The 16,040-nt window shown below is 63.3% G+C and carries 12 protein-coding genes, 1 tRNA gene and 1 pseudogene; all 14 read right to left on the minus strand.

What is annotated here, in order from left to right; genetic code table 11:
* Positions 1-122, minus strand: a 122-nt coding sequence (locus ACN0X7_RS20020; protein ID WP_417520247.1) for a GTP-binding protein, incomplete at its 3' end; no start/stop codon positions are given.
* 57 nt (positions 123-179) lie between these two features.
* Positions 180-2,258 (minus strand): elongation factor G, encoded by a 2,079-nt coding sequence (fusA, locus tag ACN0X7_RS20025; protein ID WP_417520238.1) that lies wholly within the window; start codon positions 2,256-2,258, stop codon positions 180-182.
* Positions 2,259-2,279: 21 nt separating this feature from the next.
* The gene (rpsG, locus tag ACN0X7_RS20030; RefSeq protein ID WP_417520239.1) at positions 2,280-2,750 is read right to left on the minus strand and encodes a 30S ribosomal protein S7; all 471 of its coding nucleotides are present in this window, start codon (positions 2,748-2,750) and stop codon (positions 2,280-2,282) included.
* Positions 2,751-2,779: 29 nt separating this feature from the next.
* Positions 2,780-3,151 carry a 30S ribosomal protein S12 gene (rpsL, locus tag ACN0X7_RS20035; RefSeq protein ID WP_416898291.1) on the minus strand — a complete coding sequence of 124 codons (372 nt, stop codon included), beginning with the start codon at positions 3,149-3,151 and terminating at the stop codon, positions 2,780-2,782.
* A gap of 466 nt (positions 3,152-3,617) precedes the next feature.
* Positions 3,618-7,787 (minus strand): DNA-directed RNA polymerase subunit beta', encoded by a 4,170-nt coding sequence (rpoC, locus tag ACN0X7_RS20040; protein WP_417520248.1) that lies wholly within the window; start codon positions 7,785-7,787, stop codon positions 3,618-3,620.
* Positions 7,788-7,836: 49 nt separating this feature from the next.
* Entirely contained in the window at positions 7,837-11,934 is a 4,098-nt protein-coding gene (gene rpoB, locus ACN0X7_RS20045; RefSeq protein ID WP_417520240.1) for a DNA-directed RNA polymerase subunit beta, read from the minus strand.
* Between the two features lie 290 nt (positions 11,935-12,224).
* On the minus strand, positions 12,225-12,605 hold the full coding sequence (gene rplL / locus ACN0X7_RS20050) for a 50S ribosomal protein L7/L12 (RefSeq protein ID WP_417520241.1): 381 nt from the start codon (positions 12,603-12,605) through the stop codon (positions 12,225-12,227).
* Positions 12,606-12,669: 64 nt separating this feature from the next.
* Positions 12,670-13,185 (minus strand): 50S ribosomal protein L10, encoded by a 516-nt coding sequence (gene rplJ / locus ACN0X7_RS20055; protein WP_417520242.1) that lies wholly within the window; start codon positions 13,183-13,185, stop codon positions 12,670-12,672.
* A gap of 329 nt (positions 13,186-13,514) precedes the next feature.
* Positions 13,515-14,222, minus strand: coding sequence for a 50S ribosomal protein L1 (gene rplA / locus ACN0X7_RS20060; RefSeq protein WP_417520243.1), 708 nt, complete (start codon positions 14,220-14,222; stop codon positions 13,515-13,517).
* Positions 14,223-14,226: 4 nt separating this feature from the next.
* The gene (gene rplK / locus ACN0X7_RS20065; protein WP_417520244.1) at positions 14,227-14,655 is read right to left on the minus strand and encodes a 50S ribosomal protein L11; all 429 of its coding nucleotides are present in this window, start codon (positions 14,653-14,655) and stop codon (positions 14,227-14,229) included.
* Positions 14,656-14,918: 263 nt separating this feature from the next.
* Positions 14,919-15,452 carry a transcription termination/antitermination protein NusG gene (gene nusG, locus ACN0X7_RS20070; RefSeq protein WP_417520245.1) on the minus strand — a complete coding sequence of 178 codons (534 nt, stop codon included), beginning with the start codon at positions 15,450-15,452 and terminating at the stop codon, positions 14,919-14,921.
* A gap of 2 nt (positions 15,453-15,454) precedes the next feature.
* Positions 15,455-15,742: a preprotein translocase subunit SecE gene (gene secE / locus ACN0X7_RS20075; RefSeq protein ID WP_417520246.1), complete on the minus strand. Its 288-nt coding sequence runs from the start codon at positions 15,740-15,742 to the stop codon at positions 15,455-15,457.
* Between the two features lie 67 nt (positions 15,743-15,809).
* Positions 15,810-15,885: transfer RNA gene (locus ACN0X7_RS20080), tRNA-Trp, on the minus strand.
* 78 nt (positions 15,886-15,963) lie between these two features.
* Positions 15,964-16,040, minus strand: a pseudogene (locus ACN0X7_RS20085) (elongation factor Tu); the annotation flags it as partial.

The raw sequence follows: 16,040 nt of genomic DNA on the forward strand, positions 1-16,040 counted from the left end.
CCGCCCGACTCGGCAAGCACCATCGTGATCGCCGCCGTCAGCGTCGTCTTCCCATGGTCAACGTGACCAATCGTGCCGACATTGCAATGCGGCTTCGTACGCTCAAACTTCTCCTTGGCCATGTTCTCTTCTCCGGCTTCAGGCTTGTTGTTTCAAATCAGTTTCGAATTCCGCTTCCGTCACGCCAGCTTGGCGATGACTTCGTCGGAGATGCTCTGCGGCACCTGCTCGTAGTGGTCGAACTGCATCGTGAACTGGGCACGGCCCTGGGTCATCGAACGCAGCGTATTCACGTAACCAAACATGTTGGCCAGCGGCACCATGGCATCGATCGCCGTCGCGTTGCCGCGCGGCTCGGAGCCCTGCACCTGACCGCGACGGCTGTTCAGGTCGCCCATCACGTCGCCGACGAACTCTTCCGGCGTGACGACCTCGACGCTCATCATCGGTTCCAGCAGCTTGGCGCCGGCTTTCGGTGCGGCTTCGCGGAAGGCGGCGCGGGCCGCGATCTCGAAGGCCAGGACCGAGGAGTCCACATCATGGCTGGCACCATCGACCAGGGTCGCCTGGACGTCGATCAGCGGGAAGCCCGCCAGCACGCCGTTGTCGACCACCGAACGCAGGCCCTTCTCGACACCGGGGATGTACTCCTTCGGCACCGAACCGCCGACGATCTTGCTTTCGAACACGAAGCCGCTGCCGACTTCACCCGGACCCAGCACCAGCTTGATACGGGCGAACTGGCCCGACCCGCCGGTCTGCTTCTTGTGGGTGTAATCGATCTCGGTCTCGCGGGTCAGGGTTTCGCGGTAGGCCACCTGCGGTGCGCCCACGTTGGCCTCGACCTTGAACTCGCGCCGCATGCGGTCGACGATGATGTCCAGGTGCAGCTCGCCCATGCCCTTGATGATGGTCTGGCCGCTTTCCTGATCGGTCTCGACACGGAAGGACGGATCCTCCTGCGCCAGACGGCCCAGGGCCAGCGACATCTTCTCGTGGTCGGCCTTGGTCTTCGGTTCCAGCGCCACCTCGATGACGGGATCGGGGAATTCCATGCTTTCCAGAACGACCGGCTTCAGCGGATCGCACAGCGTATCCCCCGTGGTCGTGTCCTTCAGGCCGGCGATGGCGATGATGTCACCGGCCATGGCCACCTTCACGTCCTCGCGGTCGTTGGCGTGCATCATCAGCATGCGGCCGATACGCTCACGCTTGCCCTTCACCGAATTCAGGATCGAGGTGCCGCTTTCGACCTGGCCGGAATAGACGCGGCAGAAGGTGAGCGAGCCCACGAACGGGTCGGTCATGATCTTGAACGCCAGCGCCGAGAAGGGCTCGCTGTCCGAGGTCTTGCGGACCATTTCGGTTTCCGGATCGTCGACCACGGTGCCCTTGATGTCCTCGACGTCGGTCGGGGCCGGCATGTAATCAACGACGGCGTCCAGCAGCGGCTGCACACCCTTGTTCTTGAACGCCGTGCCCAGCAGGATCGGCACGAAGGCACCGGTCAGCGTCGCCCGGCGGATCAGCCTGCGCAGCGTATCCGCATCCGGCTCTTCGCCTTCCAGATAGGCCATCATGACCTCTTCGTCCTGCTCGACCGCCGCCTCGACCATGCGCTCACGGTACTCGGCAGCCTTGTCGGCCAGGTCGTCGGGGATGGCGGTATATTCGAACTCGGCGCCCAGATTCTCGTCTTTCCAGATGATCGCGCGGTTCTCGACCAGGTCGACCACACCGACGAAGTCGGATTCGACGCCGATCGGCAGCTGCAGCGGCATGGCCACACAGCCCAGACGCTCGACCATCATGTCGACCGAGCGATAGAAGTCGGCACCCATGCGGTCCATCTTGTTGACGAAGCACATGCGCGGCACGCGGTACTTGTCGGCCTGACGCCAGACGGTTTCGGTCTGCGGCTCGACACCGGCGACGGCGTCGAACACGGCGACCGCGCCGTCGAGCACGCGCAGTGAACGTTCGACCTCGATCGTGAAGTCGACGTGGCCCGGCGTGTCGATGATGTTGATGCGGTGGTCGCGCCAGAAGCATGTGGTCGCAGCGGACGTGATCGTGATGCCGCGCTCCTGCTCCTGCTCCATCCAGTCCATGGTGGCCGCGCCGTCGTGGACTTCACCGATCTTGTGCGACCGCCCCGTGTAATACAGGATCCGCTCGGTGGTCGTCGTCTTGCCCGCATCGATATGGGCCATGATGCCGATATTGCGGTAGAGATTGAGTGGCGTGGTACGCGACATGTCGTGCTCTCCTGCTCCGGCTTACCAGCGGTAGTGCGAAAAGGCCTTGTTGGCCTCCGCCATGCGATGCGTGTCTTCGCGCTTCTTGACCGCGCCGCCACGGTTGGCGGCGGCGTCCATCAGCTCACCGGCCAGACGGTCGGTCATCGTGTTCTCGGAGCGCTTGCGGGCGGAACTGATCAGCCAGCGGATCGACAGGGCCTCCGAACGCTCGGGACGGACATCGACCGGCACCTGGTAGGTGGCACCGCCGACACGGCGCGACCGCACTTCCAGCGCGGGCTTCGTGTTGGTCAGGGCCTCGTGGAAGATATCGACCGGATTGCGGCCGACCTTGCGCTCAACCTGCTCGAACGCCTGATAGACGATGCGCTCGGCGACGGATTTCTTCCCGTCGAGCATCAGGTTGTTCATGAATTTCGAGACCACCAGATCCCCATGGATGGGATCCGGCAGGATCTCGCGTTTTTCAGCTGCGTGACGACGTGACATGCTTCAGGAGACTCCGATCACACGTTCAATTATTTCGGACGCTTCACGCCGTACTTCGAACGGCGCTGGCGACGGTCCTTGACGCCCTGGGTATCCAGAACGCCGCGCAGAATGTGGTAACGCACACCGGGAAGATCCTTCACGCGGCCACCACGGATCAGGACCACCGAGTGTTCCTGCAGGTTATGGCCTTCGCCCGGGATATAGCTCGTCACCTCGAACCCGTTGGTCAGGCGCACACGGGCAACCTTGCGCAGGGCCGAGTTCGGCTTCTTCGGTGTCGTCGTATAGACCCGGGTGCACACGCCGCGCTTCTGCGGGCAGGCTTCCATCGCCGGGACCTTGTTACGCTCGACCGGCGCCTTACGCGGCTTCCGGATCAGCTGGTTGATCGTGGGCATCAGCTCCGAACCTTCTTCATAACGTACCCGCCGGGATTCCCGGCTCGGGGTGGATTTTTGCGAGAGGTAGGTGTCGTCCTTCCAAGCATCTGAACATCAGTCGGCACAAACAGAAACGAACCGATATTCGGCCCGCTTCCTGAAAATCTGTCCCGGCGACCCGTCCCTGGCCACTGTCAGAGCTTGGACGAACGGTCACTGTGTCTTGGCCGAGGCCAACTACCAGCGCCGCAAGTGGCGCGACTTATAGAAAGACCTCCCCCATGCGTCAACAGCAAAAACCCGCATAAATTCAAAGCCGTTGCCCGCAGCGCAGGTTCGATGGAATCGGACGTCCGGAGCGCCGTTCACGCAACAATCTTGCGGTCCGGTTCGGGCCTTCCGAACCGGCATCATCCGCCCGTCCGGACAGAAAAAGGGCGACCGGTGACCCGGCCGCCCCCATCTTGCAGCGTCGCGATGCGGCCTATTCGGCAGCCGGAATCGCGGCAGGTTCGTCGTCCGGCGCGTTCGCGGCGGCCTTCTCGGCCAGCACGCGGTCGCGTTCGGCCGCAACACGCTTCATCTCGTTCATCAGGTTGCCCGTACCCGCCGGGATCAGGCGGCCCACGATGACGTTCTCCTTCAGGCCCATCAGATCGTCCGACTTGCCGTTCACCGACGCCTCCGTCAGCACGCGGGTCGTCTCCTGGAACGAGGCCGCCGAGATGAAGGAACGGGTCTGCAGGCTCGCCTTGGTGATGCCCAGCAGCACCGGTTCGCCCTTCGCAGGCTCGCCGCCCTCCTTGACGGTCTTGGCGTTCTCGGCATCGAACTCGTGCCGGTCGACCTGCTCGCCCAGAAGCATGGTGGTATCGCCCCCGCGGGTGATCTCCATCTTCTGCAGCATCTGGCGCGTGATCACCTCGATGTGCTTGTCGTTGATCAGCACGCCCTGCAGCCGGTAGACCTCCTGGATCTCGTTGACCAGGAACTCGGCCAGCGCCTCGACGCCCAGGATCTTCAGGATGTCGTGCGGTGCCGGATTGCCGTCGACGATGTAGTCGCCGCGGCGGACCTGATCGCCTTCATGCACCAGGATGTGACGCCCCTTCGGAATGAGGTAGTCGACCTTGTCGGCCTCCTCGTCCGTCGGAATGATCGACAGCTTGCGCTTGGCCTTGTAGTCCCGCCCGAACTCGATGCGGCCGTCGCATTCGGCCAGCACCGCGTTGTCCTTGGGCCGGCGGGCTTCGAACAGTTCCGCCACACGCGGCAGACCGCCGGTGATGTCGCGGGTCTTCGAGCCTTCGCGCGGGATGCGCGCCAGCACGTCGCCGGCGTGAACCTCGTCGCCGTCCTGGACCGACAGGATGCCGTCGACCGGCAGGAAGTAACGGGCTTCCTGACCGTTCTCCAGGGTCAGCACCTCGCCCTCTGCATCACGCAGGGTGATGCGGGGCCGCAGGTCGGCGCCGCCGGTCTGGGTCTTCCAGTCCATGACGACCTTGCTGGCGATACCGGTCCCCTCGTCGACCACGTCGCGGACGCTGACGCCCTCGACCAGGTCGCGGTAGGTGGCGGTACCCGACTTCTCGGTAATGACGGGGATCGTGAACGGATCCCATTCGGCCACCTTCTCGCCCTTCTCGATCGCCGCGCCGTCATCCTTGGCCAGACGGGCGCCGTAGGGCAGGCGGTGACGGGCCCGCTCGCGACCGTTCTGGTCCAGCAGCACCAGTTCGGTCGTGCGGTTCATCACCACGAAGCGGCCGGTGGAATCCTCCACGACGTTCCGGTCCTCGATCTTCAGCGTGCCGTCGTAGGCCGCCTCGACCGAGGAGTTCTCGCCCGCCTGCGCCGCACCGCCGATGTGGAAGGTGCGCATGGTCAGCTGCGTGCCCGGCTCGCCGATGGACTGCGCGGCAATCACGCCGACAGCCTCGCCCATGTTGACGCGCGTCCCGCGCGCCAGGTCACGGCCATAGCAGGCGCCGCACAGACCCGTCTTGGTCTCACAGGTCAGCGCGGAACGGATCCGCACCGCCTCGACACCGCTTTCGACGATGGCCTCGACCTGCGGCTCCTCGATCAGTTCGCCCGATTTCAGCACGATCTCGCCGGTCTTGGGATGCTCGATATCCACCGCGACCGTGCGGCCGAGGATGCGGTCGCCCAGCGGCGCAATCACGTCGGCCCCGTCGACCACTTCACGCACCAGCAGGCCGGCCTGTGTGCCGCAGTCGACTTCGTTGATCACGGCGTCCTGCGCCACATCGACCAGACGACGCGTCAGATAACCGGAGTTGGCGGTCTTCAGCGCGGTATCGGCCAGACCCTTGCGCGCACCGTGAGTGGAGATGAAGTACTCCGCCACGGTCAGACCTTCCTTGAAGTTCGAGATGATCGGCGTCTCGATGATCTCACCCGACGGCTTGGCCATCAGGCCGCGCATGCCGGCAAGCTGCTTCATCTGCGCCTGCGAGCCACGCGCACCGGAGTGCGCCATCATGTAGATCGAGTTGGGCTGGCCGCTGTTCTCCTCGCGGCTGGATTCCATGCCCTTCATCATCTCGTCGGCGACCTTGTCCGAACACTGCATCCAGGCATCGACGACCTTGTTGTACTTCTCGCCGGTGGTGATCAGGCCGTCGAGGTACTGCTGCTCGTACTGCTTGATCAGGGCGTTCGTTTCGTCGACCAGGCCCTTCTTCGCGTCGGGGATGATCATGTCGTCCTTGCCGAACGAGATGCCCGCCTTGAACGCGTGCTTGAAGCCGAGCCCCATGATCCGGTCACAGAACATGACCGTCTCCTTCTGCCCGGTGTGGCGGTAGACGATATCGATCAGATTGCCGATTTCCTTCTTCGTCAGCAGGCGGTTGACCAGCGAGAACGGCACCAGATGGCTCTTCGGCAGTTCGTTGGCCAGCAGCATGCGGCCCGGCGTCGCCTCGACCCGTTCGACGATCTCGTTGCCTTCGTCGTCCCGGGTCACGCGGCGGGCCGTGATCTTCGCATGCAGATCGACAACGCCATGATCCAGCGCGTAGACGATCTCGTCGATGTTGGCGAAGGCCATGCCCTCGCCCTTCGCGCCCTCGGTCTCCATCGACAGGTAGTACAGGCCCAGGACGATATCCTGGCTGGGTACGATGATCGGCTTGCCGTTGGCGGGCGAGAGGATGTTGTTGGTCGACATCATCAGCACGCGGGCTTCCAGCTGCGCTTCCAGCGCCAGCGGCACGTGGACCGCCATCTGGTCGCCGTCGAAGTCGGCGTTGAAGGCCGTGCAGACCAGCGGATGCAGCTGGATCGCCTTGCCCTCGATCAGCACCGGTTCGAACGCCTGGATGCCCAGGCGATGCAAGGTCGGTGCGCGGTTCAGCATCACCGGATGTTCACGGATGACGCCTTCCAGGATGTCCCAGACCTCGGGACGTTCCTTCTCCACCAGCTTCTTCGCGGACTTCACCGTCGGCGCAAGGCCCTGAAGCTCCAGCTTGGCGTAGATGAACGGCTTGAACAGTTCCAGCGCCATCTTCTTCGGCAGGCCGCACTGATGCAGTTTCAGCTCCGGCCCGACCACGATGACCGACCGGCCCGAATAGTCGACGCGCTTGCCCAGCAGGTTCTGACGGAAGCGGCCCTGCTTGCCCTTCAGCATGTCGGCGAGCGACTTCAGCGGACGCTTGTTCGCGCCGGTGATGACGCGGCCGCGGCGGCCGTTGTCGAACAGCGCATCGACGGCTTCCTGCAGCATCCGCTTCTCGTTGCGGACGATGATGTCGGGCGCGCGCAGTTCGATCAGGCGCTTCAGGCGGTTGTTGCGGTTGATCACGCGGCGGTACAGGTCGTTCAGGTCCGACGTCGCGAAGCGGCCCCCGTCCAGCGGCACCAGCGGGCGCAGCTCGGGCGGCAGCACCGGAATCACTTCCAGGATCATCCATTCCGGACGGTTGCCCGATTCCATGAAGGCCTCGATCAGCTTCAGGCGCTTCACGATCTTCTTGGGCTTCAGTTCGGACTTGGTCTCGGCCAGTTCGACGCGCAGGTCGCGCTTGATCTCTTCCAGGTCCAGATGCATCAGGATGTCGCGCACGGCCTCGGCACCGATGCCGGCGGTGAAGGCGTCCTCACCGAACTCGTCCTGATAGTTGTAATAGTCCTCTTCCGTCAGAAGCTGGAACCGCTTCAGCGACGTCAGGCCCGGTTCGATGACGATGTACTGTTCGAAATAGAGCACACGCTCCAGATCCTTCAGCATCATGTCCAGCACCAGACCGATCCGGCTGGGCAGCGACTTCAGGAACCAGATGTGGGCGACCGGCGCGGCCAGCTCGATATGGCCCATGCGCTCGCGCCGGACCTTCTGCGTGGTGACCTCGACACCGCACTTCTCGCAGATGATGCCGCGATACTTCATGCGCTTGTACTTGCCGCAGAGGCACTCGTAGTCCTTGATCGGGCCGAAGATGCGCGCGCAGAACAGGCCGTCCCGCTCGGGCTTGAAGGTCCGGTAATTGATCGTCTCCGGCTTCTTCACCTCACCGAATGACCAGGACCGGATCTGTTCCGGGCTGGCGAGTCCGATCTTGATGTGATCGAAGCTCTGGGCGGTCTGCTGCTGGCCGAAAAGTTGCAGGGCGTCTTGCATGGTCATCTACCTCCGAAACGGTGACTGAAAGGGTTCGCGCGGGAACCTGTCAGCCATCGGAATCCTTCAATTCGACGTTCAGGCCGAGAGAACGCATTTCCTTGACCAGCACGTTGAAGCTTTCGGGAATACCCGCCTCGAACGTGTCATCGCCCCGGACAATGGCCTCATAGACCTTGTTACGTCCCGCAACGTCATCGGACTTCACCGTCAGCATTTCCTGCAGCGTGTAGGCCGCGCCGTATGCCTCCAGGGCCCAGACCTCCATCTCGCCGAAGCGCTGTCCGCCGAACTGCGCCTTGCCGCCCAGCGGCTGCTGGGTGACCAGGCTGTACGGGCCGATCGAACGGGCGTGGATCTTGTCGTCGACAAGATGGTGCAGCTTCAGCATATAGATATAGCCGACGGTGACTTCACGGTCGAATTTCTCGCCCGTGCGGCCATCGTGCAGCGTTACCTGACCGGACCGTTGCAGACCCGCATTCTCCAGCATCTCGACGATGTCCGGCTCGGTGGCACCGTCGAACACCGGCGTCGCCATGGGCACGCCCCGGCTCAGGTTGCTGCCGAGCTCGATCAGCTGTTCATCGTCCAGAAGGTCGATGTCGGCCATCTCGCTCTCGCTGTAGACCTGAGCGAACTCGGCCTTCAGCTTCGACATTTCCTTGCCGTTGGCCTGCACGGCCTCCAGCGCGTTGCCGATCTTGATGCCGACACCGCGTGCCGCCCAGCCCAGATGGGTTTCCAGGATCTGCCCGACGTTCATGCGCGAGGGCACGCCCAGCGGGTTCAGCACGACGTCGACCGGCGTGCCGTCCGCCAGGAACGGCATGTCCTCTTCCGGGACGATGCGGCTGATGACGCCCTTGTTGCCGTGACGGCCGGCCATCTTGTCGCCGGGCTGCAGCTTGCGCTTGATGGCCACGAAGACCTTGACCATCTTCATGACGCCCGGGGGCATCTCGTCGCCGCGCTGCAGCTTGTCGACCTTGTTGTTGAAGCGCGCCTGCAGGGCACCGATGGCCTCGTCGAACTGACGCCGCAGCGCCTCGATGTTGGCCACCGATTCGGCATCCGACAGCACGATCTGCCACCACTGGCCGTGGCTCAGTTCGTCCAGCGCCTCGTCGGTGATGGCCACGCCCGTGCGGAAGCCGCGCGGACCGCTCTCGGCCACCTGTCCGACCAGCAGACGCTGCAGGCTGGCATAGATGTTCCGTTCGTAGATGGCGCGTTCGTCGTCCATGTCCTGACGGAACTGCTCGATCTCGTCGCGCTCGATCTGCATCGCGCGCTCGTCCTTCTCGACGCCGTGGCGGTTGAAGACCCGCACCTCGACGACGGTACCGGTCGAACCCGGAGGCATCTTCAGCGACGTGTCGCGGACATCGGCGGCCTTCTCGCCGAAGATGGCACGCAGCAGCTTCTCTTCCGGCGTCATCGGGCTTTCGCCCTTCGGCGTGATCTTGCCGACCAGAATGTCGCCCGCCTCGACCTCGGCACCGATGTAGACGATGCCGGCTTCGTCGAGATTCTTCAGGCTCTCCTCGGAGACGTTCGGAATGTCGCGGGTGATTTCCTCCGGACCCAGCTTGGTGTCGCGGGCCATGATCTCGAATTCCTCGATATGGATCGACGTGAACACGTCGTCCTTCACGATGCGTTCGGAGATCAGGATCGAGTCCTCGAAGTTGTAGCCCATCCACGGCATGAACGCGACGAGCACGTTCCGGCCCAGGGCCAGTTCGCCGAGGTCGGTGGACGGCCCGTCGGAGATGATATCGCCGGCCTTCACCACGTCGCCCACCTTCACCAGCGGACGCTGGGTGATGCAGGTCGACTGGTTGGAACGCTGGAACTTCATCATCTTGTAGATGTCGACGCCCGAACGGCTGAGGTCGGTGACCTCGGTCGCGCGCACCACGATGCGCTCGGCATCCACCTGCTCGACCACGCCGTCGCGCTTCGCCGCCAGGGTGACGCCGGAATCGCGGGCCACGATGGCTTCCATGCCGGTACCGACGAACGGTGCTTCCGGCTGAAGCAGGGGCACGGCCTGACGCTGCATGTTCGCACCCATCAGGGCACGGTTGGCATCGTCGTTTTCCAGGAAGGGCACCAGCGCCGCGGCGACGGAAACGAGCTGCTTCGGCGAGACGTCGATCATGTCGATGTCCTGCGGCCGGGCCAGAATGAATTCGTTCTGGTGGCGGCTGGAGATCAGGTCTTCGAGGAAGGCACCATCTTCCGGGTCGAAGGGCGCGTTCGCCTGGGCGATCGTGTGACGGCCCTCTTCCATGGCCGACAGGTAGACCGATTCGGACGTCACCTTGCCGTCGACCACACGCCGGTAGGGGCTTTCGATGAAGCCGTACTGGTTGATGCGGGCGAAGCTGGCCAGACTGTTGATCAGGCCGATGTTCGGGCCTTCCGGCGTTTCCACCGGACAGATGCGGCCATAGTGCGTCGGATGCACGTCACGGACCTCGAAACCCGCGCGTTCACGCGTCAGGCCGCCCGGGCCAAGCGCCGAGAGGCGGCGCTTGTGGGTGACTTCCGACAGCGGATTGGTCTGGTCCATGAACTGGCTGAGCTGCGAGGAGCCGAAGAATTCACGCACCGCGGCCGCGGCCGGCTTGGCGTTGATCAGATCCTGCGGCATCACCGTGTCGATCTCGACCGAGCTCATGCGCTCGCGGATCGCGCGTTCCATGCGCAGCAGGCCGATGCGGTACTGGTTCTCCATCAGCTCACCGACCGAGCGGACCCGGCGATTGCCCAGATGGTCGATATCGTCGATCTCGCCACGGCCGTCCTTCAGACCGACCATGTAGGTGACGACGGCAAGGATATCCTCCTTGCGCAGGACGCGCACCGTGTCCTCGGCCTCAAGCTCCAGACGGGCGTTCAGCTTCACCCGGCCCACGGCAGAGAGGTCATAGCGTTCCGAATCGAAGAACAGGCCCGAGAACAGCGTCTCGGCGGTTTCCTCGGTCGGCGGCTCGCCGGGACGCATCACGCGATAGATATCGACCAGAGCCGTGTCGCGGCTGCTGTTCTTGTCGACCGACAGCGTGTTGCGGATGTGCGGACCGTGGGTGACATTGTCGATGTCCAGGGTCGGCAGGTCCTTGACCTTGGCGCTCTTGAGCACTTCCAGCAGCGCCTCGTCGATGGCGTCACCGCCCTCGGCATACACCTCGCCGGTCTTCTCGTTGATGATGTCGTGGGCGATGAAGCGACCCATCACATCTTCCTCGGTGACCAGCATCTCGGTCATGCCGTCCTCGACCAGCTTCTTGCCCGCGCGCGGGGTCAGCTTGTCGCCGGCCTTGGCCACCACCTCGCCGGTATCGGCATTGACGATGTCTTCCAGCAGGCGCTGGCCGCGATAGCGCATCGGATCGAACGGCGCGCGCCAGCCCTTCTTGTCGTGGCGGTACATCACCGTGTCGTAGAAATGCGCCAGGATCTCGTCGGAACCCATGCCCAGCGCGTACAGCAGCGTGGTCGCGGGCAGCTTGCGGCGGCGGTCGATGCGGACGTGGACGATGTCCTTGTGATCGAACTCGAAATCCAGCCACGAACCACGGTAGGGAATGACGCGCGCCGCATAGAGCAGCTTGCCCGACGAATGGGTCTTGCCGCGGTCATGGTCGAAGAACACACCGGGCGAGCGGTGCATCTGGCTGACGATCACGCGTTCGGTGCCATTGATGATGAACGTGCCCTTGTCCGTCATCAGGGGCATGTCGCCCATGTAGACGTCCTGTTCCTTGATATCGAGGACCGACTTGGCGCCGGTGTCCTCGTCCACCTCGAACACGATCAGACGGAGCGTGACCTTCAGCGGCGCGGCATAAGTGAGCCCGCGCTGCATGCACTCGTCGACGTCATATTTCGGCTCTTCGAATTCGTAACGCACGAATTCCAGGCTGGACGTCTCGGAAAAGTCCGAGATCGGAAATACGGATTTGAAAACACCTTCCAGGCCGTTGTCGCCGCGCTGTTCAGCGGGGATGTCAGCCAGCAGGAAGGTTTCGTAGGAGGCGCGCTGAACCTCGATGAGGTTCGGCATGGGGACAACTTCGGCAATACGACCAAAAGTATGGCGAACGCGCTTGCGAGCAGTAAAAGAAAGCGGCATTCCAGTTCCTCATCCGACCGGGGCCCTCGTGGACGGGCCCACACTGTCCGCCGGTATCTGTTCCGACACGAATGTGTCAGAAACGGGGCACCGACACCCCCTTGTTCAGGTCCGGTCTTCAAGGGCACGCCCGCCGCATCCGGCAGGCAGTGTCCCTGAACGACCTGAACCGGCGAGGGACGGACCCGCACCGGTTCCACCGCAACCCGGTCAGAAAGACCGGAAAACGGGTCGTGACATGCCGGCCCCGCCGGTTACCGGAAACCCGGCAGCCGGCAGGACCTGCACGATCACTTCAGTTCGACCTTGGCGCCGACGGCTTCCAGCTTCGCCTTCAGCTCTTCGGCCTCGTCCTTGGACGCACCTTCCTTCACAGCCTTCGGAGCGGCCTCGACCATCTCCTTGGCTTCCTTCAGGCCCAGCCCCGTGATGGCGCGGACTTCCTTGATGACGTTGATCTTCTTGTCACCGACTTCGGCCAGAATGACGTCGAATTCGTCCTTCTCCTCGGCCGCGGCGGCATCACCGCCGGCACCGGCGGCACCCGGCATCGCCACGGCAGCAGCGGCGGCGGAAACGCCCCACTTCTCTTCCAGCAGCTTCGCCAGTTCGGCCGCCTCGAGGACGGTCAGGTTGGAAAGGTCGTCTGCAATCTTTTCCAGATCAGCCATTGTCTTCAGTTCCTTGGTCTATCTTTGCGTTACGTTTGTCAGCCTGCGTATCTCGACGCTTCTGTCAGGCATCTTCCTTGGTGGCGTATGCGTTCAGCACCCGCGCCAGCTTCGAAGCCGGAGCCTGGGTGACCTGGGCGACCTTGGTCGCCGGGGCCAGAACCAGACCGATCAGCTTCGAGCGCAGTTCGTCGAGCGACGGCAGGTCGGCCAGGGCCTTCACACCGTTCACATCGAGGATCTGCTCGCCCATCGCGCCCGTCAGAATGACCAGCTTGTCATTCGTCTTGGCGAATTCGACCGTTGCCTTCGCCGCCGCGACGGGATCATCCGAATAGGATATGCCCGTCGGTCCGGTGAAGCTGTCGGCCAGGCCGCTGTAGGACGTGCCTTCCAGAGCAATCTTCGCAAGCCGGTTCTTGGTCACCTTGTAGTTGGCGCCCACTTCACCGATCTTCGCCCGGAGATCAGTCATCTCCGCAACCGAAAGACCTTCGTAGTGGGTCACGACGACGGCAGATGCGTTTTCAAACACACCCTTCAGTTCGTCGATCATCGCCGCCTTTTCTTGCCGGTTCACGCTTTCGCTCCTCTATACGGAGACCGGAACAAACATGTCCCGATCCCCAACCCTGGGACGGCTGGATGAGATCCGCCGGATCTCCCGTCCCGCTCTTGGTGTCCTGCCCCAGGGTCTCGACCAAGGATGAGACACGGCGAACCGCATCCCGGAATTCCTTACGCCTCAACGCCCGTCTATTGCAGGCCGTAGCCATTAAGCCGTCACGGTCGGAACCGCTTCGGCACCTGCAGTCTCGGACAGGTCGGCCCGGCATTCCCTTCATTCAGGTCTGCCGGACCAGGCACGCCACCGGTTGGACCCGGTGGCGAAACTTCAAAATCAGCCGCTCAGCCCGCCTGCTGCGCGGTGACGCTGCCGGTATCGATCTTCACGCCCGGCCCCATGGTGGAGCTGACCGCGAGCCGCTTCAGATACTGACCCTTGGCGCCCGACGGCTTGGCCCGCATCAGCGCGTCCATCAGCGAGCGCGCGTTCTCGATCAGCTGCTCTTCGGTGAAGCTGGCCCGGCCGATGCCGACGTGGACGATGCCCGCCTTTTCGACGCGGAACTCGACCTGACCGCCCTTGGCGGCCTCGATCGCTTCCTTTACGTTCGGCGTCACCGTGCCCAGCTTCGGGTTCGGCATCAGGCCGCGCGGGCCCAGAACCTTGCCCAGACGCCCGACGACCGGCATCATGTCCGGCGTGGCGATCACCCGGTCGAAGGGCATGTCACCCTTCTGCACCTGCTCGGCCAGATCCTCGGCACCGACGATATCAGCACCGGCTGCCGTGGCTTCCTCCGCCTTGTCGCCGCGCGCGAACACGGCCACACGGACGGACTTGCCCGTGCCGTTGGGAAGCCGCACCACGCCGCGAACCATCTGGTCCGCGTGACGCGGGTCGACACCCAGGTTGATCGCCAGTTCGATTGCCTCGTCGAACTTCGCGGTCGCCTTCTCCTTGACGGCCTTGATCGCGTCCTCCATCGGCACCAGGGAGTCCCGGTCGATGTCCGCAGCCGCCGCCTTGTAACGCTTGCCTCGTCTTGCCATGATCTCAGCCCACCACTTCCAGGCCCATCGAGCGGGCAGAACCGGCGATGATCTTCTTCGCCTGGTCAATATCGTTTGCATTCAGGTCGACCATCTTCGCCTCGGCGATCTCCGCCAGCTGCGCACCGGTCACCTTGCCGACATAGCCCTTGCCGGGGGTCGAGGACCCCTTGTTCAGCTTGGCCGCCTTCTTCAGGTAGTAGGAGGCGGGCGGCGTCTTCTTCACGAAAGTGAACGAGCGATCCGAATAGGCGGTGATGATCACCGGGATCGGCATGTTCTTTTCCATGTTCTGCGTCTCGGCGTTGAACGCCTTGCAGAATTCCATGATGTTCAGGCCGCGCTGACCCAGCGCCGGTCCGATCGGCGGCGACGGGTTTGCTGCACCCGCCGGCACCTGCAGTTTGATGTAACCTGCAATCTTCTTTGCCATTTCAGTCCCTTGATATCCGTTTCAGGGGGCGTGGTACGGCCATGGCAGACCTCCCACACCATTTCCTCGTCCGTCATCCGCGTCGAAGCACACAAAAGCCTGCCGCTGCGTCTCCGATCCTCTCATTTCAGGATCCGCGTCGCAGTCAGACAGATCGGGGTGCTCCCTCACGTATTTGGCAGAGCCGACGGCTTGTATCGTTCCCGGCCCGATCTTTCAAGCACAAAGAATCAACTTCCGGGCCCGCCCCGGCCCGTCAGGCCTCAGTCCAGCTTCTCGACCTGCGTGTATTCCAGCTCCACCGGGGTCGCCCGGCCGAAGATCGATACCGACACCTTCAGGCGCGCGCGCTCCTCGTCAACGTCCTCGACCGTGCCGTTGAACGAGGCGAAGGGTCCGTCCGAGACCCGGACCTGCTCGCCGATCTCGTAGGTGATCGACGGTTTCGGACGCTCGATGCCGTCCTGCATCTGCTGCAGGATGCGCATGGCCTCGCGTTCCGGGATCGGCTGCGGCTTGTTCGCCGCGCCCAGAAAGCCGGACACCTTGCCGACGTTCTTCACCAGGTGATAGCTCTCGTCGGTCATGTCCATCTTGACCAGCACATAGCCGGGGAAGAACTTCCGCTCGGCGTTGATCTTCTGGCCGCGCCGCATCTCGACGACTTCCTCCATCGGGACCATGACCTCCTCGATCAGGTCCTCCATGTCCTTCTGGATGGCCTGTTCGCGGATCGCCGCGGCGACCTTCTTCTCGAAGCCCGAATAGGCATGAACGATGTACCAGCGCGCGGGCATGATCAGCTCCCCAAGTCCAGAATGAAACCGACACCCGTCTGGATGATGATGTCGACGACAAGGAAGAATACGGCGGCGATCGCCACCATGATGAAGACCATCACGGTCGTGATGCCGGTTTCCTTGCGGGTCGGCCAGGTCGTCTTGGCGCCTTCGGCACGGACCTGGCGCATGAATTCGACCGGATTGGTCCGCTTTTTCGGCTTCTCGGCCTTGGCCTCGACGGGCGTTGCCGCCGGAGCCGGTTTCTGGCCGGACCCACGCGATCTGCCGGATTTCGACTTAGCCATCAGGATCGCTTTCGTTCAGTGCCGGTACAGGACGCTGCCTGACCGTTGAGGTACAGTGTGCCGGACATGGCAGGAGTGGAGGGACTCGAACCCACAACCCCCGGTTTTGGAGACCGGTGCTCTGCCAATTGAGCTACACTCCTATGCCCGTCGCATCCGATCCGGGACCGGAGCGGAGAGGGGAGCGTGCGGACACGCCCCCCGGTCTTCAGATCGCCGCCTTACTCGATGATTGCGGCGACGACGCCGGCGCCGACGGTGCGTCCGCCTTCGCGGATGGCGAAGCGCAGGCCCTCGT

The organism is Minwuia sp. (assembly GCF_048263705.1).
GTDB lineage: Bacteria > Pseudomonadota > Alphaproteobacteria > Minwuiales > Minwuiaceae > Minwuia.

Coding starts and splice junctions, on each gene's coding strand:
- fusA (WP_417520238.1), bottom strand. CDS start 2,258: ATGTCGCGTACCACGCCACTCAATCTCTACCGCAATATCGGCATCATG.
- rpoB (WP_417520240.1), bottom strand. CDS start 11,934: ATGCCGCTTTCTTTTACTGCTCGCAAGCGCGTTCGCCATACTTTTGGT.
- nusG (WP_417520245.1), bottom strand. CDS start 15,452: ATGCCCGCGCGCTGGTACATCGTTCATGCCTATTCGGGCTTCGAGAAG.
- secE (WP_417520246.1), bottom strand. CDS start 15,742: ATGGCTAAGTCGAAATCCGGCAGATCGCGTGGGTCCGGCCAGAAACCG.
- rplA (WP_417520243.1), bottom strand. CDS start 14,222: ATGGCAAGACGAGGCAAGCGTTACAAGGCGGCGGCTGCGGACATCGAC.
- rpoC (WP_417520248.1), bottom strand. CDS start 7,787: ATGCAAGACGCCCTGCAACTTTTCGGCCAGCAGCAGACCGCCCAGAGC.
- rpsL (WP_416898291.1), bottom strand. CDS start 3,151: ATGCCCACGATCAACCAGCTGATCCGGAAGCCGCGTAAGGCGCCGGTC.
- rpsG (WP_417520239.1), bottom strand. CDS start 2,750: ATGTCACGTCGTCACGCAGCTGAAAAACGCGAGATCCTGCCGGATCCC.
- rplK (WP_417520244.1), bottom strand. CDS start 14,655: ATGGCAAAGAAGATTGCAGGTTACATCAAACTGCAGGTGCCGGCGGGT.
- rplL (WP_417520241.1), bottom strand. CDS start 12,605: ATGGCTGATCTGGAAAAGATTGCAGACGACCTTTCCAACCTGACCGTC.